This window comes from Haloquadratum walsbyi C23 (assembly GCF_000237865.1).
Taxonomy (GTDB): domain Archaea; phylum Halobacteriota; class Halobacteria; order Halobacteriales; family Haloferacaceae; genus Haloquadratum; species Haloquadratum walsbyi.
In genome coordinates this window covers 1,703,081-1,723,836 of record NC_017459.1, presented here as the reverse complement: position 1 = coordinate 1,723,836, position 20,756 = coordinate 1,703,081, and the positions used below count along the sequence as shown (strand labels likewise).

Sequence of the window (20,756 nt, the reverse complement as noted above, 5' to 3'; positions counted from 1 at the left end):
CCCATTATGATATCACTCCTTAGAGTAGTGGCTGTTTTGCTGCTCTTTGGTGGAGCAATTGGAGTGACCGCAACAGGGGCATTCAGTACAGTTGAGGCTGAGCGAACCGCAGATGTGGACGTCGCCGGGGACGCTAATGCACTGTTAGGAATTCAACCGGCAGTTGACCCAGATGAAAGTGCGTTTATTCAGCAGTCTGACACTGCCGATAGCACTTTTGCGATTGATGTGAGTGGAAGAAACAATGCACAATTAAATACAAACGCAACAACAACCGCAGCGAATATCTTCAATATTACAAATAACGGGGAATCAACAGTAACAGTGTGGATAGCAACACAAGGCGGCTTACAAAATGAGTCAGATAATGTTAATACGACATTCTACATTGACGATATCGGCAGTTCTCAAAATGCGAATGTGACTGAAATTGAAGATCGCGGTGTCAGTATCGATAGACGAATTACTACCTTTGACGCATTCATCGATCCGGGTCAGGACTACGTCATCTCGGAGCCGGAAATCACTGGTGACACTCCAGGAACAGAGGGAATTGGGATTAGTATTACTCCAGGTCAGAGTGTTCATATTAGTATTGCCGTCGAAATCGATGGGATTGATCCTGACTCCAATCAAGCGGTCCTCAATCGGATTACGATACTTGCTATTGCAGACCCTGATCAATCAGAAGCTGGACTCGAAGTCGACTGAAGACGTTTGAGTTATCTGCATATGAGGTGGGAATGAACGTGTACCCTTATTCTAATCCTCGATAATCCAGGAGAAATTCTCTGGCTTAGGTACGCACGTATAGATAGCTCTATTGCTTCCAGTAGTACAGAAAATACTCAGAGTAATCCCTTTTATGATATTATAATTAAATTAATGTGACTCTCGCAGTCGCGCGCTCTTATTGCGTAATGTCTACTTATTTAATGACCTCATGGTTGTCACAGAGGTGTGCGTAAGCGTCGTCACTGAATTGACGAATAATGAAGACTGAGTCAGCGAAAGCTAATTCCTATCTATTCGCTGTGATTGTTAATAATGTAGAAAATTAAAAGAATTAAATTACTGTTCCAGCATTTAGCCCAATGCTGATGTCTGGGATGATGTATCCAGGTGTGTCGTTGGGATCTCCATTTGGCTTTTGACTTCCAATCACCTCACTTCTCGAATACTGATCAGGCGGAACTTGTAGTAATTCAATATTGGCATTCTCACCGTCATCAATTACTCCAGCCGGATTGCTAACGTAGAATATCGGTCCGCTATTGTTCAGGTCAACGTCTTCCGTATCAGCATCTGGGAGTGATTGTTTATTAGAGTCTCCAATGAAAAAGAGCTCAGTAATATCATTATCATCGATATCAACAGGCGCGATGGCGGCTTTTTTGACTGCAGATGTATTCGTCGTGAGATTTGTCTTCTCGTTTTTATGATTAATGACTGCAAGTTCATTTGATCCATCTACAAACGGAATCTGTTTATTATCACTAGCACTAAATTCTCCAATCGCACTCACGCCAACATTAGCGTTTGACCCGACACTTGCATTCCCGAGCGTTGCCTTTCCGAACGCGATATTATTGTTGTCGCCAACAGTCTTTCCGAATTTTGAACTATTACTGCTATCTTTATATTTTTTTAGCACCTTTGAATAATTACTCTGGCTATTCACCCACTCACCCGGAGAATTAAATTTTGTCGTGTCAATCTGCTTGATGAAATTTAATTGCTGAGAACTATTCAGATACACAAGTTCAGCTAATCCGTCATTATCAATATCTTCAAGTCCTGCAGCGCCAGCAGCACCACCGATATTTGAGGTATCGATAAGTACCTCTACTGCTGCATCTTTTGTTGCTGTGCTTGGCTGTGCTGCAAAGATCTTGTTTCTTCCCGTGTCAGCAAACAGTGCAACACTACCCGATACCGAGTATTCACTTCTCACCCTACCGCTGTCGTTGTCGTTGTCGTTGTCGTTGTCGTTGTCGTTGTCGTTGTCGTTGTCGTTGTCGTTGTCGTTGTCGTTGTCGTTGTCGTTGTCGTTGTCGTTGTCGTTGTTGTTATTATTGTTATTATTGTTATTATTGTTGGCGTTGCTGCTGTCAACCACCCTTTTATCTGGCCAGGAATCAAGATCGCCGGCTGCAACGCGTGTTCCGTCAGTATTTGGTTCGACTGGACTGTTGGCGGTGTTGTTACCTGGACCAAATACTGTTGTAATATCATTATCTCTGTCAATAGATATCTGTGTTAATTCCAATCGTTTATTCCGGATGTATGCAATATCAGCATTCCCGTCGCCTGTGAGATCGGCGACAATTGATCCAACTGAGTCAATGTTGCTTGATTCTGCTGGATTCGTAATATTATTCTGTACTGTATCAAGCACTTTGAGGGTATTTTGATCACTTGCATAGACCAACTGCCCGGTTGCTTTGAATTGCAGCGATATCTGACGCGATAGGTCGGCTGTAAGGCTCTCAGACGGAGCACGGAATTCCGCCTGTAAATTATCAGTAACACTGCCAGTTTCATTAGATGCTGTTAAAATCTCGATATTGAAACTATCACCTGGATTAAATTGTCCAGTAGCGTCAATTAAGTCGTTTTGAGTCAGTTGCGTCTGTGCTGCACTTCCAGTATTCTTCTCTCGGAAGCGGAACTTCTTATTTTGGCTTGTGATTGTAATTTCGCTGGTTGTATCAAATGGGACTTCACTGTTGTTCGTAATCGTGATTTCTGCCGGCTCAGTGGGTCGATCTGAATTCGTGTCGAGCACAGCGCCGGTTAGTTTGATAATCGCCGATCCGTCATCACTCAGTTGCGTATCAGCAGTTCGGTCGCCTTCGATACTTGAAAATCCAGCCGTATCACTAATGAATAGCACAATTCCGCCAGCTATTGCTCCTAACGCAGCACGGCGCGTGTACTTACCCATTATTTGATTTGTTGCTTACATGTTCAATACGAGTGAATAAATCAATTACGTTGCTTTCAGGGTACATATCTCTCCCCACAATTCACAATTCCGTAGAGCGTCAGTATATCATGAAATCTATCGTATGTTTATATCTATATTCATGAATGGAGATGAGACGAGTAACAGCGTGTGATTCATCTTTTCGATCCGACGTTGTTTGTCATCGTTGTCTACGTGATTGCGCACACAAGCCATACCCAGTTTCTAGCGTAAATCACAGACAAAACGATGCATACGTCGAATATGTTTTATATAATCACCTGACACCGGCATTGACTCGCTCTCGCCCGAAACAGTCGCAGCGAGAATGACCCGTTCAGCAATGTCGATATCAACAATCTATCTTGCACCCGGTTGAATATACAGGACAATGCTTCTGATCATCACCGTTGACCAGTTGGTCGACAGAGTGCTATATCATCATATAGCTATATCGCTACGTATCATCAGTAAGAAACACATGAGAATCTGATGACAATCGTTCTGCTCTCAATCATAGCATCAAGAAACCCATTATTCTCCTCATGTCAGGGAGCTATTGAGACCGATAGATGATCCGACCGCGGCCCATCTGGCTGCTCGAAACTCTCAGACTGATCACCGTGGTGGGAATATCTGACTAAATTAGATTCACAGGTGAATCCTGACCGATGAGAATTGAATAGACAGTCCATTCGATCAACGATTGCGCTCGCGATTCCGAATATCGAGGGATCACTAATGAAAGACTCGCGCGAGGTCACATATCCGAGACAATCGATGTCGGAGGAACCATCCCCGATCGAGAGTGGGGGTTCCAAGTATTTCATCGAATTGAGATTGTATGCATATCACTGAGTGGTGTGCACAAATCATCCTGGATTCACTATATTCGCCATATTAGGCGGGTCTAACGGTGATTTTACACAAGACTAACTCGATTTTTGCGATTATTTAGCGTCGCCTATCATATTTTCAGGGTGAGTTTAGCATCTCCTATTCGAATTGCCGGGGCAATTTAGCGTCACCTATGTGAGTCCCGGGGTGACGTTATTATCTCCTACTGATTTAGTAGAGGGGGATAACAAAGGGGGAAGGGTGTTTGTGTACATGTAAGTGAGAACCCCTCTGATCGGGGGAACTCACATCATAATCACAGAAATTCAAACTATGATTCCAAAAGGAAAACTCCTCGCGCTTGTGCTGGTCTTTGGTGCCGTGGGCACCCTCGCGGCCACGGGCGCGTTCACAACTGTTGAAGCAGAGCGTACAGCTGATGTCGACGTTGCTGGCGACGCGAATGCACTCCTCGCAATCCAGCCGACTGAAGATCCGGAGAATAGTTCATTCATTAATCAAGATGACACTGATGATTCGACCTTCGAGATCGTCCTAGATGGAAATGATGGCAATAATGGAGTGAATGCGAACGCAACGACAACTGCTGAGGGCATATTCAATATTACAAACAACGGCGAAGAGGATGTCGACGTCTGGATTAACACAGAAGGCGGTGCACAAGACGGTAATAGCAGCGTCAATACGACATTCTATATTGATGATAATCAGCTTGGCTCTCAGATCAACGAGACAAGTAGTGATTCTTCAGTGAGTATAGACAACAGAATCAACGAATTCAACGCGATGATTGATTCCGACGATGTCGTTATCTCTGAGGACTCAAGTAGTCTCTCGGAACAACCGGATAACAACGCTATAGCGGTTAATATTGAATCTGGTGAGACAGTGACAGTCAGTATGGCAATCGAAATCGAGCCTGAAGCTGTGAGCAGCGGTACACTCAATCTCGACAACACTGATGAGCCAATCCTCGAGGATATCACCATCTCAGCAGTGAATGATGAGGAAGGTGACAACGCAATAGATGGGGGAACAACCACAGGACCAGGATCATAACCAACAGAGTATCAGATCTGATACATAACTGAACTCCTTTCCCCCTACTGACGAACAGTCGAATATATTTCTCTAGGGGACCTAGCGAATAGTTTCTCAGCCGATATTCGTCGATATTTCAATAGTTCGACCAATGACACCCCGATTAGTCAAGACGCTCGCACTCGCAGTCGTCATCGCCGCGATCATCGCCTCAAGCGGGTTGGTCTCGGCGTTAGACGCTTCCAGTCCTAGCCTTAGTGGAACAGCATCAGCATCAGCAGCATCAACACCCGCCCCCAATACAGGGGGGAATCCACAGGCAGTGATGATCGAACCTGCTGGGGATGCCCCTGGGGCACTCACTGCCCAGAACACATTGCGTGATGGGGCAATCACACGTGTTGATATTACGCCACCACAAGCGATCCCGACACAACCGAATCCATCCCAGCCAGTGTTCACGATCACGAACACTGACACACAGACGGTGACCGTCTGGATCACACACGAGGATACAAATGTCGACACGAAGACAGAGACGGATGCAAACGCTGGATCCACAGATCTACAATATCGTGATGCTGAGACTGGTGAGCGATTAAGCGGCACTGATGTCACTGTGACGCTTGAGCCGGGTGAAGAGCGTGTTGTCGGAGTCGTTGCTGACGATTCTGCATCTGCATCTATTTCTGGAACCGGAGCCGGAACTGAAGCAACGAGTTCGACAATCACTGCGACTGCACACGTTCATATCAGACAGACAGGATAACAGGGGAAATTATGAAAATTAATTCGGTAAGCCCGATACTCGTAGTCGTATGTGCAGCATTCGTTGTGATTCCAGGGGCGATTGTCGGCACGCCAGGTGTCGTTGAGGATGAACTCTTCCCCGAAGAGGCTCCGGAGATCACAGTCAAACCGGCTTCTGGAGCCGAGCAGCACATCACGAAGACAGAGACCGCAGGCGAGAACACAAACGTCACAAACGTCTCGATTGAGATTGCCAATCCAGGTGTCAATGCGGATGCCATTACCGAATTCGAAGAGTTACTCGTCATTACCCACACAGACAATACCACCGATGGACCTGTCACCGTCACCGTTGAACAGCAAGATTCCCGACTCACAGTTGGGCAGAACCTCACATTTCGTGAGCCCGACAGCGGCGTTGGAGCGACTGGCAGAAACCTGACACTCGCGCCTGGAGAGTCTGAAACGCTGGGAATTGAGATTAATACACTTGATGTGGATGTTGGAGACACACTTACCACGACGATCACGATCAGAACACAGGTGCCTGAAACGGACACGGACACGGACACAGGATTAGGTGAGAATGATGATGATGATGATGATTCGGATGAACCCGCAGAACAAACTCCCGATTCTGTCCCCGAAACTGAACAACAGCAACAACCGGAGGGAACGGCGACTGCCCCACAAGAGCAACCACAACAAACAGCAACTGCCCCTGAGGTTGAACAGCCAGAGATAGCAGTCGATATTGAGTCTGCTCAAGAGCAGCAAACACAGGATACAACCATAGAGCAACAAGGACAAGCAGAGGGACAAGAGCAATCACAATCACAGTCACAGCAACAGCAGGGACAGAGTATTGTTGATGTTGACCCTATTTCGACGGAGTCACTTCCGGAAGGAGAGTCCCGACCGACTGCTGTTATCAACTCACCTGCCGAGGAGGAGACTGAAGGCTCTGGGACTGAGACTGAGACTGAGACAACAGCTGCGAGTGAAAGTGATCAAAGCGGAGAGACAGCCACAAGCACAGCAGATTCGGATTCGAGTAGCGGGATAGAGTCTGAAACATCTGATCTCGACATTGACTCGAACGCAATCGTCACAACAACAGATGAGGAGGTTGAACTGGATGGAGGTCAGTCAACAGTTGGATCAACTGATGCAGTGTCTCCCTCACAACAGGTATCAGCAGCAGTCGATATTGATGTGCCATCGTCAGAAGGAGATACCGAGACAACGATCGAATTGAATACAGACCGATCGACGCTGGGAGAGGTTGACCCTGATGAGGCTGTTGTCGGGCGGTTGACTGATGACGGATGGCAGGTATTGGACACTGATGTGACTGTTCGAGAGGACTCTGTTGTTCTTGAAGCGGGAACACCTGGGTTCTCCCCATTTGCAATCTTCGCTGATCCTGATGTTCGATACACCTGGACACTTCCGGATGGATCAACAAAAACTGGCAGGAATATTCAAACAGAATTCAATGAACCAGGGATCTATGAGGCTAAATTGAAACTGACGAACAGCCTTGGACAGTCAGATACAACAACTCAAACGATTGTGGTGAATGATATTCCAGCCATCGATAACGTGACCAAGACACAAACGCAAACGCAGACGCAAACTCAAGTTGAAACCGATGGAAATGAGACAACACTGACTGCGAATATCTCAAATGAAATCGGCGATGTCTCCGTGCGATGGGAATTCCCTGATGGGACGATTAAGACCGGACAGACGGTCACGTATCCAACCCAAGAGACACAATATACAGTCCAAGTACGTGTCGAAGATGAGTATGGTGGCGAGGCATCAACAGTTGAGACGATTGTGATTCCACCCGAAGAGACGCTGATCAATCAACGAGTCGTCCCACAGCAGGTGCTTATGCCAGGGATCCTGTCACTGATTGGAATTCTGGGGTCCGTTGCTGGGTATCGCGTCTTTCCATGGGCGACGATCATGACCCGCATTCGTCGCAACCCACGAATTGTCGAACTCGGGACCCCGTTCTATGAGCATGATAATCGATGTCTCGGTGTCGACTCACTCGTGGTCGAGGATGACAATCGCCCAATCATCGCCATCAGACTCTCAATTGTGGACGATGACGGAGACGAGCTCCTCACGAAAGAGATCACGCCCGACGGGACAGGAACAACAGAAATCGGGTCATATCGATATGAGCTGACCCCGGCGACACTGTATGTCCCACCAACTCTCTCAATTAATGACACAGAGTCATACACGATTGCGGTGAAGACTGTGAATGAAAAAGAGAAAACCGCGACGGAACACACGAGAGAATTTACCCTCGATGTGTGAACTCGTACTTACCAAATCATCAACTCAATCAATCTGTTAGTGATTATCGTGTCCCCTGTGACCCAACTTTAATTAGATACGTATGTAATCTCTCTTGTGAGTTCTCTGCTGTTTGTGATATTTTCTCTCAGCCTTCCCTGTGCTTGGACAGTACAAAAATAATCACTGAATGCAAGGATCTTGTATATTGCACTGTCGTATAAAGAATCTACCCCGGTCTGCAAGGATTCAGTATTTGGGCAGAGTAGACATATATGCCATCCTCAACTAGTGTTTATTACAATGCAAAGAGGGTGAGGAACGTGTGTTCAAATGTGCTAGACGTTCAATTAAGAGCGAAACTCAATACGTGAAGTGAAAGAATAACGTATCGACAGACGGTCCCACAGGAGCGATCTATGGCTGTCTGCCGAATCCTAAGCCAATTTTTTCCTCAGGCGAGATCGTGCTTCCCTCTACTTTGAGTGTTTCAATCGTGTTGGACCCCAGAACATCATCGACATATTGTACCTTCCCCTCATCATTGCCAAAGAATAACAATTCGAGATCGCCGTCAGCGTCGATATCAACGGGTGCGACGCCGGCTTTTTTTGCAACACCATTCTTATTCAGTCGTGTTTTTACCCCATCACTCGTAATAAGAGTCGGATTTTGACTCCCGTCGATGAATGGAACTCGTGGAACGCCATCACCGTCAAAATCTGCAGGCGGACCGATTCCACTCCCGTTGTTGCTTCCTACGCCTCCGGTTGGGACTTTTTCTGTACTATCATCCTGATTGAGATACCGGATTTCTTGGGACCCATCAAAGAAGATTATCTCATCGCTCCCATCGTCGTCAACGTCAGCAACACCCATGACAGCACTACAGCCGTTTCCGGGTCTGGCGATCACCTCAGCGTTTCCGTCCGCATCAATGCCCGCGATGTTTCCTTGATTACTCTCGGCAAGAATAAGTTTCCCCGACAGATCTGCTGGTTGCCACTCACCAACTGCGATCCGTGTTGGCTTATTCGGGTCAATTTTTGGTTTAGCACTGTTTTGCTTCGGGATTTGTGTGTCCGAACTCTCCCCTACAGTTGTAGCATACACTCGATTTTTGCCTTGCTTAGTGAGGTACGGAATGTCGACCGCACTGTCGCCGACGATATCTGCTGTGTCTCCAAGAGCAGATGCAGGGCGACTCTGTGGCGGGTTACTGACTGTATCGGTGGCTGGATTGTACACTCTGATATCGCCATTCGACTGTGAAGTCTTGACCGCATAGATGAGGAGCCCTCTGTCAGCTCCAGCAGACTCGGACTTCAGCGTGAGTCGTCGAGTTGCCTCAATATTCGTTCCGTACTCAAGTGACGTCGCAACGAATCGGAGAAAGTCTGAAACTTCGCCGGTCTCAGTGCTGGCGGTGGAAGCAGAAATCTCTCTGTTCTCCCCAGATGATAAATTAATTTGAGATGTGTTGAAATTGAATCGACCATTCCGGCTCTCAATAGTCACCTCAACTGGGGTTTGAGTCTGATTTGTAAGTGTAATTGCGTGTGGTTCATTAAACGCCGTTCGTGAATCAATACCCCCGATTCCGAGGAGTGCAACATCATCGGAGCCGGCGCCGACAGTGGCTGATCGGCTTGTCTTCGCAGAGCTAAATGCGTCTGTCTCAGTTATCCACCAGACACCTCCTGTGATGAACAGGGCAAGAGCTCCTCGGCGTGTATAAGATGCGATATATCATATTGGTTTTGTGAAGGTATATCCGTTGTTATTTACTGCTAATTATTGATATAATCTTAGAGCTAATGCGTATTGATGATTCAAAAGAAGGATTAATACAATTATGACTTATCATTAATATATTAGATAATCGCATGACGACGAAATATTGCGTCGTTGTATCACTTATTTATGATATCTTGTGCACCTATAGGCGAAAAGATCGCTAATGTGTAACTGGGTATCTCAGTAGAAGTGGCAGTGGTAGTGGTAGTGCTAGTGCGAAAGTGAAATATAAAATATAAACAGATAACACTCTTGTCACGTCGAAAGGGTCAGACACATTCAGTTCGTGATTATTCTGATGCACGATGGGTGAACGTGTGCTTATGATAAGATTCGTTACCACTCACGTTTCGTATTTGTTATATAAGATCATAATGCTCGCGGAAGGTCACTTCTGTATCTGTGGATTGGATCTCAATGAGAATAGTCACGCGTCCACCCTGGTCTTTGACCGACAGAGCCTCTGCACTACCCCACCGAACGGACCGGTCAATACTTTTTCGCTCCCCTGGGGCAAGTGTCCCAACTTGTTCTTCTGTTCGATAGACTACTGTTGTTGTGGCGCTGTTTGCTGATTCCACGTATCCAGGGAACACTTGAGCTGTGATTTCTATATTTGTTGCTTGTGTTGTCTGTTGGTTTGTTACTACTGTCGCGACGTTGAGACATGTTGGACCACACCGCCCTTGTGTCGTTACCATTACGTCAAAATCGGTGTTTCCCTGATCGGTCGTGAGTGATGCGGCTCCTGTTGATGTTGGAGAGGGTGCCCATCCAAGTAGAACCGCTCCCCCAAGTGCAATTACAATTGCAAAAATAATTCCTCGCCACATGAAGCGTGATATTATCATATTTAGATATTCGAAGTCATATCAGTTCCGCAGACACACCTCAAATACGCGAGTCTGACGACAAATAAGGGACCAATCAGCTACATTGTCTATATAACCTATGAGGATATAGTCATAGTTTCGTATTACCGAAATGATAAGATCGTGACCAGTTATTGTATAGAGAGAATATATTTTTCTTTTTCAGGGCTTCTCCCGGAAACTTATTCAAAACTATGACCTTTTGATGAGTCAAAATCAGAATTAAATGACTTTGGAGGAAAATGTGGGGAAATATGATAATCGGATAATCCGAAAAATACCCTGTAGTATTTTCTTATACGGTATACAGTTTACATAAACGCTATTTTCCTCTTCATGAGAAGTGAACACGTCTTTGTCGTCAGTTGCTTTTTACGGGACAATGTCCAATTATTTTCTCAACCGCAGCACTCGCAGTTATCTAAGGCATTTTTATCACTAGATACAATACCGAAGTTGACCGATCTAGCGATGGGGGTCGTTGTATTCGACTTCTTCTATCAGTATAGATCATACGAGAAGACACGAGTTGATCGGAGTAATCACCGGTGGAATTGACGCTCGGATTACTGCATCACCAGCGTCATCAGTTAACATCAGACACAAAACGCTTGCTATCACTCCCTGAGTAACGCATCAAACAGGAGTGCGTCATTGCAAAATAATGAACGTATGACGTTGAACCAGGTGGATAATACGTTCATAAGCGATTGACGCTGCTATCGACAGTATCTGAGCATGGTTCCTCCAGCATATTCAATTAATTTGATTTTTGATTTTTGATTTTTGTATGATTGAAAGACACTAAATGATTGAGATAGTATAATTATGTATCAGAGCCATGGTGCTAGTACAGGTACTCAAACGGGTTGGCGGCGCGCTAGCACTATTATTTGTTATTTCAATGCTCGCCGGGGCACTTCTCGGACAGCCAGTTGGTCCGGCATATGTTGAAACGGGGAGTATGGCTCCGACCATTAGCGCTGGTGATGGGTTTATTGCGATTCCAACAGCATTAGCTGGACCAATTGAGGAGGGTGATATTGTTACCTTTGACGCTGTTAATCTCAACGGTGGTGGGTTAGTCACACATCGAGTCGTTGGGACAACATCAGATGGATATATCACCCGTGGTGATGCGAATGTTGTCACCGATCAGGATGGGTCTGAACCACCAGTCAGTGAGTCACAGGTTGTTGCAAAAGCACTCGCGATTGGTGATTTTGTTGTTGTGATTCCTAATCTTGGAACTGCAGTCACCACAATGGGATCACTCACAACAACAGCACAGGAAGAATTAGCAGTATTACTTGGAACACGAGCAATCCTTGGTGGGCAAGGACTGTCATATATCCTTATTGGCTTTGGTGGGATTGCATACGCACTGTCAGCATATGCAGAAAATACCCGATCAACCCGCCGCCGAGACACCTCACGCTCCGCAGGAAAAATCAATCCAACACTCATTATCACTATCTTGATATTGCTTCTGACAGCCACCCTCACTATGAGTATGATCCTCCCCGGTGGTGTCCATCAATTTCAGTATGTGAGTTCGGAGAGTGATTCTGCTGGGATTTCCGTTATTGGACAGGGGTCAAATGAAACAGTGAGCTATCAAGTCCCAAGTAATGGATGGATCCCGGTTATTGTGATGATTGAACCAGCAAGTGATAATGTTGCTGTCTCTGATACAGAGTTGGTTGTTCCCGCACAGACAACAGCGGAAACAAATGTGACGATTTCTGCGCCACCCTCAACCGGTGTGTATGTCGATGCAATTGTTGAACATCGATATCTTGCCTTTCTCCCGCGTGAAATGATTAGTGGATTATATCGTATTCATCCATGGGCACCACTCATTGCGATCAACACTGCTGTCGGTGCTGCATCATTTATTATTTCAACGACATTGGTTGGACTTGACCCGATTCGAATTGGTCGCCGACAACGCGATGTGCCATTATTGGTTAAAATCCGTCAATGGCTTGAATAAGCGATATTATTCATCAACAGAAAGATTCAGCCACGATGAGACAGCGGTCGGGTCACGCGCATAGTAGTAAATAATATTCTCATCAACAACGCTGTAGGTCTCAAGATCAGCGTCATAAATGACGCGTTTGTTGGTGTCGATTGCAATGTCGACAATCCCCTCAAGTGAGTTTATATATACGTACTCACTCGCTGCACCGGTTGGGAGTTCACCCTCTGAGATCCACTCGTCATAGCGGTCGCGAACAACGGCAAGTTCCAATTCAGCTGGGTCATCCTGTCGACGCGTCCAGACGAATACACTTGCCCCAGCGATTAATAATATACCACCACTCCCGGCTAACAATCGCACTTGCTGCATATTTGGCTGTCCGACATACTGCTCTGATGACTGTGTCTGGCTTTTTGTTGTGCTATCTCCAATCTCAGAACTTACCCAATATGCATCGGATGATGATTGAATTGTCGTCGTCGAGCGCAACTGTCCCTCATATCTGTTCCCCCCATCAACCGGTGAACTGTATGTTACAACGAACTGTAGATCTCGTGATAGTGTTCCCGTACTCCCAACTGCTGATTCAAATGGGTCAATTCGTGATAGATATTCTGAAATTGTTAATGTTGTATTATGTTGAACTTGCCCATCTTGCACTGTCCATTTATTAGTTGCAACGACTTCCTGTTGGTCCCAGAACACTTCACCACGAAACGTTGCTTCATAATTTGCAATGACTCGATAGGAGACATCGACTGACCGATCTTGTGGGACAGAAATTGTTGTAGCGAAGGTAACATCGGGTGAGGAATTCCGAAAATAGACAGGATAGTTCTGGAGCGTCCGCCCACGGTCAAAAAGCTGACTTTGACCGGTTATTGTTGCACGATGGTCCGTATCAAATGAGAATGACTGCACATTTGTCTCCTCTGGGCTTGTCTGTTCGATTGGTGGGTTAGTGTAAACAAACCCTGCGGCAGCAAACGCAGCGATTGCAGACACAACAAGTAACACGCTGATAATCTGACCGTACTGCGCACCGTAATACTGCAATCGTACGTCTGTTGCCATTAGGATTTAGCTACTAAATGCTGAAATTCTTCCGGATTCATATGTCTTATTATATCTGACTCATTCCATTGCTCCCTCAACATTGACTAGTTTTATATTCGAAATTGTGTAATCATAAGTATGAGATTCTTAGACGAGATTGATATGACAATTATATTTGATCCGTCATGATTCAGATACCAGGCTTATTATTATCTCGCCAGATAGACACAAAGAGACGAGAGTAATGTATGAGTAGTGATCAAAAGAAAATCCTAATTGTTGAAGACGAACCGGAGCTTGCAGATTTATATGCGGTCTGGCTCTCCACAGAGTATTCGGTTGATGTTGCATACGGGGCCAAGGAGGCGATGACAAAGGCTGATGAGTCATTTGATGTTATGATTCTCGATAGACGGATGCCAGAGCAGCCAGGTCGGAAAGTGCTCCGGAAGGTGCGCGATGCAGAATATCAGATGCGGGTGGCAATGGTGACGGCGGTTGAACCGGATTTCGATATTCTTGAAATGGAATTCGATGATTACGCGGTCAAGCCGGTCTCGCGTGACGATATGCTTGAACTTGTCTCGGGTCTCATCGACCGAGAGTCATATACTGAGTTGGTAAATAAAATGTATCAACTTTCAGAAAAAAAGGCACTACTCGAGGAGCGAAAGAACCAGCGAGAATTGTCGAATAATGATGAATATCAACAACTTATCGAAGAACTTGATGCAATTACCGATCAGGTTGATCAAAAAGCTGGACAAATAAATACACAGCAGGCATTCAAAGATTTATAATCAATTAGTATTTATCTATCATATCAATACTATGTCATATAGATGGTAATTATACCCTGTGGAATTTCTCATATATCCATTTTCCGAACGGAGCCTATTTATTATCATGTGACATGACAATACTATAGGATAATCTACTATTATTCAACCATTATGATACTGGAAATACAAATATCTTAATAGATTCAAATAAAATGGTGCGTTATGAGATCTGCGCCAGACGGTGTCACCGAGTCAAATCATTCAGGGCTTCTTCGGCTTTCGTCTGAGCTCAATCATTCGAAGTCAATACCGGATGCCGCAGCCGTTGTTGTCAAAATGTTCGATATTGAGTTTGACGCACCGTTATCTGCAGTCTGGCAATATGATGAGGAGACCGAGTTACTTGACCCAATTGCTCGATCGGCGCAAGCAAACAAGATCATTGGTGAAATCCCGACGCTTCCGCCGCAATCACTCGCTGGTCAGACCTACGATGAACAACAAACCAAACACATCCGCAATGTTCCTGAGGCTGAACGCGTGTACAATCCCGACACGCCAATTCAAAGTGAAATAATTGTTCCTATCCCAGCATTTGGTGTCATATCAATTGGTATAACCGAGGTTGATGCATTCTCTGATTCTGATGTTCGGCTCACAGAACTCACAGCTTCGAATCTTGAAGCTGCAGTAAATCGTATTAGACGAGAGCAACAATCAAAAACGCAGCGGGAATGGCGACAGATTCTGTTTGAAGGTTCACGAGATGCTATTATTGTCAGTGACCCAAGCGGATCTATTATTGAGGTGAACACCGCTGCGTGCACAATGACTGGATACGACCGGAGTGAACTGTGCAATCAACGACTGAAGAGGGTGCTGTTCGATAGCGACGCAGAAACATATCAATCATACTATCAGCGAGTGCTTGATGGCGAGTCATTAAGTGATGAGATACAGATCTCGTGTGCTGATGATGACCATATCATCGGGTCATATTCGAGCCGCCGTATTGAGGTAAACGGATCAGTGTACGTTCACACGACGGTGCGTGATATTACTGATGAATACACTCGCCGTGAGCGACTGGCGTCGCTTGAGTCAGCAATCGATGAAGCAAACGATGGAGTTGCCGTGTTTGAAAATGGCGAATACGCATATGTTGATGAGACTCATCTTGAACTCTATGGGTTTGATTCAAAAGAGCAACTACTCGGTGAGAATTGGCGGGTATTATATGATGACCCAACTGAGATTGAGCGGATTGAGTCAGAAATCTTACCCACAGTACGTAATAAAGGACATTGGCGCGGGAATGTAGCCGCCTCGAATGGTGAAAAACGATATCCAACTGAACTCTCGCTCACACTGATTGATGATTCACGGATTGTTTGTATAGCCCGTGATGTAAGTGAAAAACAGGCGCGAGTCCAAGAACTCCGTCAGAATGAACGACGGTTTAGATCAGTTTTCGAAGACCCAGAATTACTGGTTGGACTCATGGAGACTGATGGGACGGTCATTGATATTAATCAACGAGCGATGGAGTATGTTTCAGCCGATTATGCAACAATCTGTGGAATGGAGGTGTGGAAGACAGAATTTTACAACCATGATGAGGAACTTGCGACGTCGATTCAGAATTGGGTAGACCGCGCAGCAGATGGCGAGTACATCAGCTATGAGTCCGAAATCCCTGATGAGACCGGCAATACTCGATATCTCAGCGGTACTATCCGACCAGTGACAAATGAGGGCGGAACCATTCAATCGCTTCTCATTACCGCATACGATGTGACTCAACGAAAGCGGAGACAAGAAGAGTTAGAATCATTCCAGCAGGCAATTGAACAGGCTAACGACGGGGTCGCAATTCTCGAGGATGATGGGTACAGTTATGTTGATGAGACACACGTCGAGATGTACGGCTTTGAGAGCAAAGCCGATCTTCTTGGTGAATCGTGGCATCGGTTATACGGTGAAGAAGAGATTGAACGATTACAATCAGAAGCGTTCAGAGCACTCGAATCAACGGGTTATTGGCGAGGAGGGGTGACCGGAACTCGGTCAAATGGAGATACTTTTCCTGCAGAAATTTCATTAACTGCTGTCGAGCATGGATCCATAGTCTGCACAGTTCGTGATGAGACAGAGAAGAAGAAACAAAAACAACAACTTCAGCGTAAGCGGCAGCAGTTTGAACTGTTGACTGAGAATATCGATGAATACGCCTTTCTTGTGCTTGATAGCGATGGAATAATTACTTCCTGGAATGATGGTGCTGAAAATCTCTTTGGATATGATCCTGAAACTGCAGTTGGTATGTCAGCCACTGTGCTCCACCCTGGTTCAGATCAACAAGAAAACATTATCCAACGACTACTAACACAGGCGTCGATGCAGGGTGAAAGCGCCCATGAGGGACGGCGCATGTGCAAAGATGGGTCAATGTTTTATGCGGATGTTCGATGTACACCACTTGAGACTGATGATGGATCGTTCCTCGGATACGGATTGATCGTTCATAATCTCACCCCGAAACGACGTCAACAACAGCGGACAGAACGATTCGTCGAGGAATCAGTTGACGTCGTCACAGTCGTTGATGAAGATGGAACATTCTCATATGTGAGCACTGCTTCACAGCGTGTTCTTGGGCACGAGGCTGAGGCTCTCTCTGGGACAAACGTCTTCGATTATATTCATGTCAGTGATCAAGAAGCAGTAATGAGTGATTTCGTCAGCATCATTGAAAACCTAACGCAGACATTTGAGTGTGAATTCCGCTTTCGTACCGCTGATGACACATGGGTGAGTGTCAACGCGCGAGCGCGGAATCACATTGATGATGAGAGCGTTGGTGGAGTGTTAGTATATATCCGCGACATTAGCCAAGCAAAAAAACGTGCACGACGGTTCGAGGCAATATTCAACCAGCAATATCAACTCTCTGGCTTGCTCAACACAGATGGGACAGTGCTTCGAGTTAATAATGCACTTTCCTCAGCAGAAACTGAAATTGTAGATGACTCTCAAAGTATCCAATTCTCAGAGCTCTCATTGTGGACACACTCAGATGATGTCCTTGAGACAGTCCAACAAAGTGTTGAGCGAGCAGCCGGTGGTGAGAGTGTTCAACAGACAATCGAGGCGATGTCAGCAGATGGACTTCGGTTGCTTGATCTATCAATTCGACCGATAACTGATTCTGATGGAAACATTACACTACTCGTCGTTGAGGCTCGCGATATTACCACGCAAGAGCGGGAACGACGACACCTACAGGTGCTCCAACGGATAATTCGACATAATGTCCGCAACGATATCACAAAGATCCGAGGCTTTCTCGATCTTATACTCGAAGCTGATGACCATGAGAATCGAAAGGACCATGCTATGAAAATTTATCAGGTCATGGATAACTGGGAGGCAATTACGGAGAAGACACAACAAATCCAGAATTTAATCCAGAAGCAAGGTACTGGCGTAGAGTTTGTTGACGCTAAAACTGGATTGAACGAGGTAATTGAGCGGTTCAATTCATCAAAAACAGGCGGTTCTGTATATATTGAGACTGCTGAGACAGTTACTGCTAATATGCCAGATGCGGTGTCAGCTGCAGTTGATGAACTACTTCAGCATTTTACACATGAAGTAGGTGATACTGATTCAGATACAGCAGTTGATATTAATATTGAGTTACTGACATCAACCACTGATTGGATTACAATTAGATTTACAGCCGATAGATTACTCTCAAAAGTTAAAGCAGCAGTACTCGAAACTGGTGAGGAGACACAACTCAAACATGGTAAAGGGCTCAGCTTATGGCTTGTCAACGTTGTTATCATGCAGACTGGGGGGTCGATTGCGGTTGAAAGAACAACCGATGGCACAATCATCACAATCCGTATTCCAACTCAAAGTCGGCGAGAACGCGCAGACGCAATTACGCTCACTTAATACATATTCAGCGCAATTCTCATAACAGTGTTTACTCAGACGTTTTGATTGCTATCATATCGAGAGGTAGTACTCTCCGGTTCGACATATCTACAGAAACTAATTCTCATTGAGTGATGGCTCAAAAATACTCAACGCAACCGTGGCGTCTCGATGGAGTCACTATCAGTCAGCGACCGGTTCATGAGTGCAGTACCGTTATGTGTATCGAATAGATGAATCGCTTCTGAGGGGATTTCAATAATCACATGCTCACCACTACTGATAGTTTGCATGCCGCTAATTGTAGCAATGAATGTTTCTGGATGAGGGCTGTCGTCGGAAGCAAACTGAAGATAGATGTGATTTGATTCACCGACCGGTTCAACAACATCAACTACACACTCGAAACAGTGATTATCTGCTTGAATCACATTATCAGCCTCTCGATGCATCTGTATATCTTCCGGACGAACGCCGAGTGTAATCTCACGTGTGCTCCCGATGGTTGATTTGACCTCCTGTGAAAGCGGATATGAGAACTGTTGGGCAACAAGCGTCTGCTCTTTGATTGTCCCATCGAAGAAATTCATCGATGGTTCTCCAATAAACCCGGCAACAAACCGATTTTGTGGCGTGTGATAACACTCAAGCGGTGTCCCAACTTGTTGCAGAATCCCATCATCAAGTACAGCAATCCGATCACCCATTGTCATCGCCTCTGTTTGATCATGTGTCACATATACTGTTGTGACATCAAGATCAGCCTGAATTCGTTGTAGCTCTGTTCGCATGGTCGCACGAAGTTTTGCATCAAGATTCGAGAGTGGTTCGTCCATCAAAAATACAGCCGGATCACGGACAATCGCACGACCAAGAGCAACACGTTGTTGTTGTCCGCCTGAGAGTTCCGTTGGGGTCCGATCAAGCAGTTCACTAATATCCATCAGTGATGCTGTCTCTGTGACCGTATCAGCAATAATATTATCTTCGAGAGTTGTTGACTCCTCAAGTCCAAATCGCATGTTCTCACGAACAGTCATGTGTGGATACAATGCATATGACTGAAATACCATCGCAATATCACGATTCGCAGGCGAGACATCGTTGATCCGGCGGTCATCAAGTGTGATATCACCACTTGTCACCGTTTCAAGCCCAGCAATCATTCGGAGTGTTGTTGACTTTCCACATCCAGATGGTCCAACGAGCACGAGAAACTCGCCATCATCGATAGTCATCGAGACTTCATCGACAGCGATGACCTCATCATTCTCTCCGCTATTGAATACCTTTGTAATATCTGTGAGTGTGAGTGTCGCCATTATTCGATTAAGTGTAGTATTTACTTTATTCGCGCGCTTTTGTATTGATTCTGATATTTGGTGACTGTGATATCAACACTACTGATATTAGGTTTAGATATTGCTTTATCATACTTCATCTCAGCAGAAATCATGTTGTCACTCCCTTTGCAAACCGATCGCCAAAGAAGATGTATATTATGAGCGTTGGGAGGGCAGCAACGAGTGCTGCAGCCATTCGAAGTGGAAAGTTTGTCCCCGATTGTGAGACACCAATCCCAACAAGTTCCTGTGTCACGACGGATGCGTCACCGAATTGAATGATAGTTAATGCGAAGAGAAGATCATTCCAGATTTGTGTAAATTGATATATAAATACAACAGCAAACATTGGAATTGAAAGTGGCAGGATGATTCGTCGATAGATAGTCGCTATTGATGCTCCATCAAGACGTGCGGCTTCAATCATCTCTGAGGAGAGCTTTTTATAATGTGCTCGGAACAATAGTGTGCAAATCGGAATTCCATACGCAGTATGTGTAATGATCAATGCAAGTAGCTTCCAGTGATATTCTGCTACAAGTGGGACTGACGCTGCGACTGTCACAAAAATACTCTGTAATGGGACTACGTTATACCAAAACTGCGTCAATGGCACCAGCACTGCTTGATATGGAATGAAAATCCCCGCAACGAAGAGCACGTAAATCATAATCTGTCCACGCCAGTCAACTGTCGTCAATCCGTATGCAGCCATACTTCCAAGTAATCCAGAAAGAACTGTTGCCGGGATCACAAGGACAAAACTATTGATTAATCCCCCACTTAATCCAGCGATTGCATTTATCCACGGTTGAACTGAAAATGACCCTGTTCCGGGTATCACTGGTTCTAGCGGTGGAAGGAAAGGAGCATTTCCTGTATATGATGCTGGTGTGGTAAGAGATGTCATTATACCGGTCTCAATTGGAATAAGATAGAATCCCACCATCATCATCAAGATGATATACAGACCGATTCGCTTGAATTTCGCTATCAATGATTGACGATTTGTTTCAAGAATACGTTGCACACTCATTT

The 20,756-nt window shown here is 45.4% G+C and carries 13 protein-coding genes; 7 read left to right on the top strand and 6 right to left on the bottom strand.

Going from position 1 to position 20,756, the window contains the following annotated elements; all coding sequences use genetic code 11:
- The first annotated feature begins 6 nt into the window (after positions 1-6).
- Positions 7-711, top strand: a complete 705-nt coding sequence (locus HQRW_RS07605; RefSeq protein ID WP_014556140.1) for a hypothetical protein — start codon at positions 7-9, stop codon at positions 709-711.
- 355 nt (positions 712-1,066) lie between these two features.
- On the opposite strand, the gene HQRW_RS15525 is transcribed toward HQRW_RS07605, so the two are convergent.
- Positions 1,067-2,947, bottom strand: a complete 1,881-nt coding sequence (locus tag HQRW_RS15525; RefSeq protein WP_014556139.1) for a hypothetical protein — start codon at positions 2,945-2,947, stop codon at positions 1,067-1,069.
- Positions 2,948-4,138: 1,191 nt separating this feature from the next.
- Here HQRW_RS15525 and HQRW_RS07595 point away from each other — a divergent pair.
- From HQRW_RS07595 to HQRW_RS07585, 3 genes are all read left to right on the top strand, one after another.
- On the top strand, positions 4,139-4,885 hold the full coding sequence (locus HQRW_RS07595; RefSeq protein WP_014556138.1) for a hypothetical protein: 747 nt from the start codon (positions 4,139-4,141) through the stop codon (positions 4,883-4,885).
- 133 nt (positions 4,886-5,018) lie between these two features.
- Positions 5,019-5,636, top strand: a complete 618-nt coding sequence (locus tag HQRW_RS07590; RefSeq protein ID WP_014556137.1) for a hypothetical protein — start codon at positions 5,019-5,021, stop codon at positions 5,634-5,636.
- Between the two features lie 11 nt (positions 5,637-5,647).
- Complete coding sequence (locus HQRW_RS07585) at positions 5,648-7,957, top strand: PKD domain-containing protein (RefSeq protein WP_014556136.1); 2,310 nt, start codon at positions 5,648-5,650, stop codon at positions 7,955-7,957.
- 396 nt (positions 7,958-8,353) lie between these two features.
- Here the strand turns inward: HQRW_RS07585 and HQRW_RS07580 are convergent, their stop codons facing one another.
- Together HQRW_RS07580 and HQRW_RS07575 are read right to left on the bottom strand one after the other, a co-directional pair.
- Complete coding sequence (locus tag HQRW_RS07580) at positions 8,354-9,454, bottom strand: VCBS repeat-containing protein (RefSeq protein WP_049891830.1); 1,101 nt, start codon at positions 9,452-9,454, stop codon at positions 8,354-8,356.
- Positions 9,455-10,092: 638 nt separating this feature from the next.
- Complete coding sequence (locus HQRW_RS07575; RefSeq protein WP_014556135.1) at positions 10,093-10,584, bottom strand: hypothetical protein; 492 nt, start codon at positions 10,582-10,584, stop codon at positions 10,093-10,095.
- An 862-nt stretch (positions 10,585-11,446) separates the two neighbouring features.
- On the opposite strand from HQRW_RS07575, the gene HQRW_RS07570 reads away from it, so the two are divergent.
- Positions 11,447-12,601 carry a S26 family signal peptidase gene (locus HQRW_RS07570; protein ID WP_014556134.1) on the top strand — a complete coding sequence of 385 codons (1,155 nt, stop codon included), beginning with the start codon at positions 11,447-11,449 and terminating at the stop codon, positions 12,599-12,601.
- 6 nt (positions 12,602-12,607) lie between these two features.
- Here the strand turns inward: HQRW_RS07570 and HQRW_RS07565 are convergent, their stop codons facing one another.
- Positions 12,608-13,666: a DUF5305 domain-containing protein gene (locus HQRW_RS07565; protein ID WP_014556133.1), complete on the bottom strand. Its 1,059-nt coding sequence runs from the start codon at positions 13,664-13,666 to the stop codon at positions 12,608-12,610.
- A gap of 230 nt (positions 13,667-13,896) precedes the next feature.
- Here HQRW_RS07565 and HQRW_RS07560 point away from each other — a divergent pair, with 230 nt between their 5' ends.
- A complete protein-coding gene (locus HQRW_RS07560; RefSeq protein WP_014556132.1) occupies positions 13,897-14,448 on the top strand; it encodes a response regulator in 552 nt (183 codons plus the stop codon).
- A gap of 204 nt (positions 14,449-14,652) precedes the next feature.
- Entirely contained in the window at positions 14,653-18,393 is a 3,741-nt protein-coding gene (locus tag HQRW_RS07555; RefSeq protein ID WP_014556131.1) for a PAS domain S-box protein, read from the top strand.
- 131 nt (positions 18,394-18,524) lie between these two features.
- Here the strand turns inward: HQRW_RS07555 and HQRW_RS07550 are convergent, their stop codons facing one another.
- Together HQRW_RS07550 and HQRW_RS07545 are read right to left on the bottom strand one after the other, a co-directional pair.
- Complete coding sequence (locus HQRW_RS07550; RefSeq protein ID WP_014556130.1) at positions 18,525-19,697, bottom strand: ABC transporter ATP-binding protein; 1,173 nt, start codon at positions 19,695-19,697, stop codon at positions 18,525-18,527.
- Between the two features lie 130 nt (positions 19,698-19,827).
- Entirely contained in the window at positions 19,828-20,754 is a 927-nt protein-coding gene (locus HQRW_RS07545) for a carbohydrate ABC transporter permease (RefSeq protein WP_014556129.1), read from the bottom strand.
- Positions 20,755-20,756 lie beyond the last annotated feature (2 nt).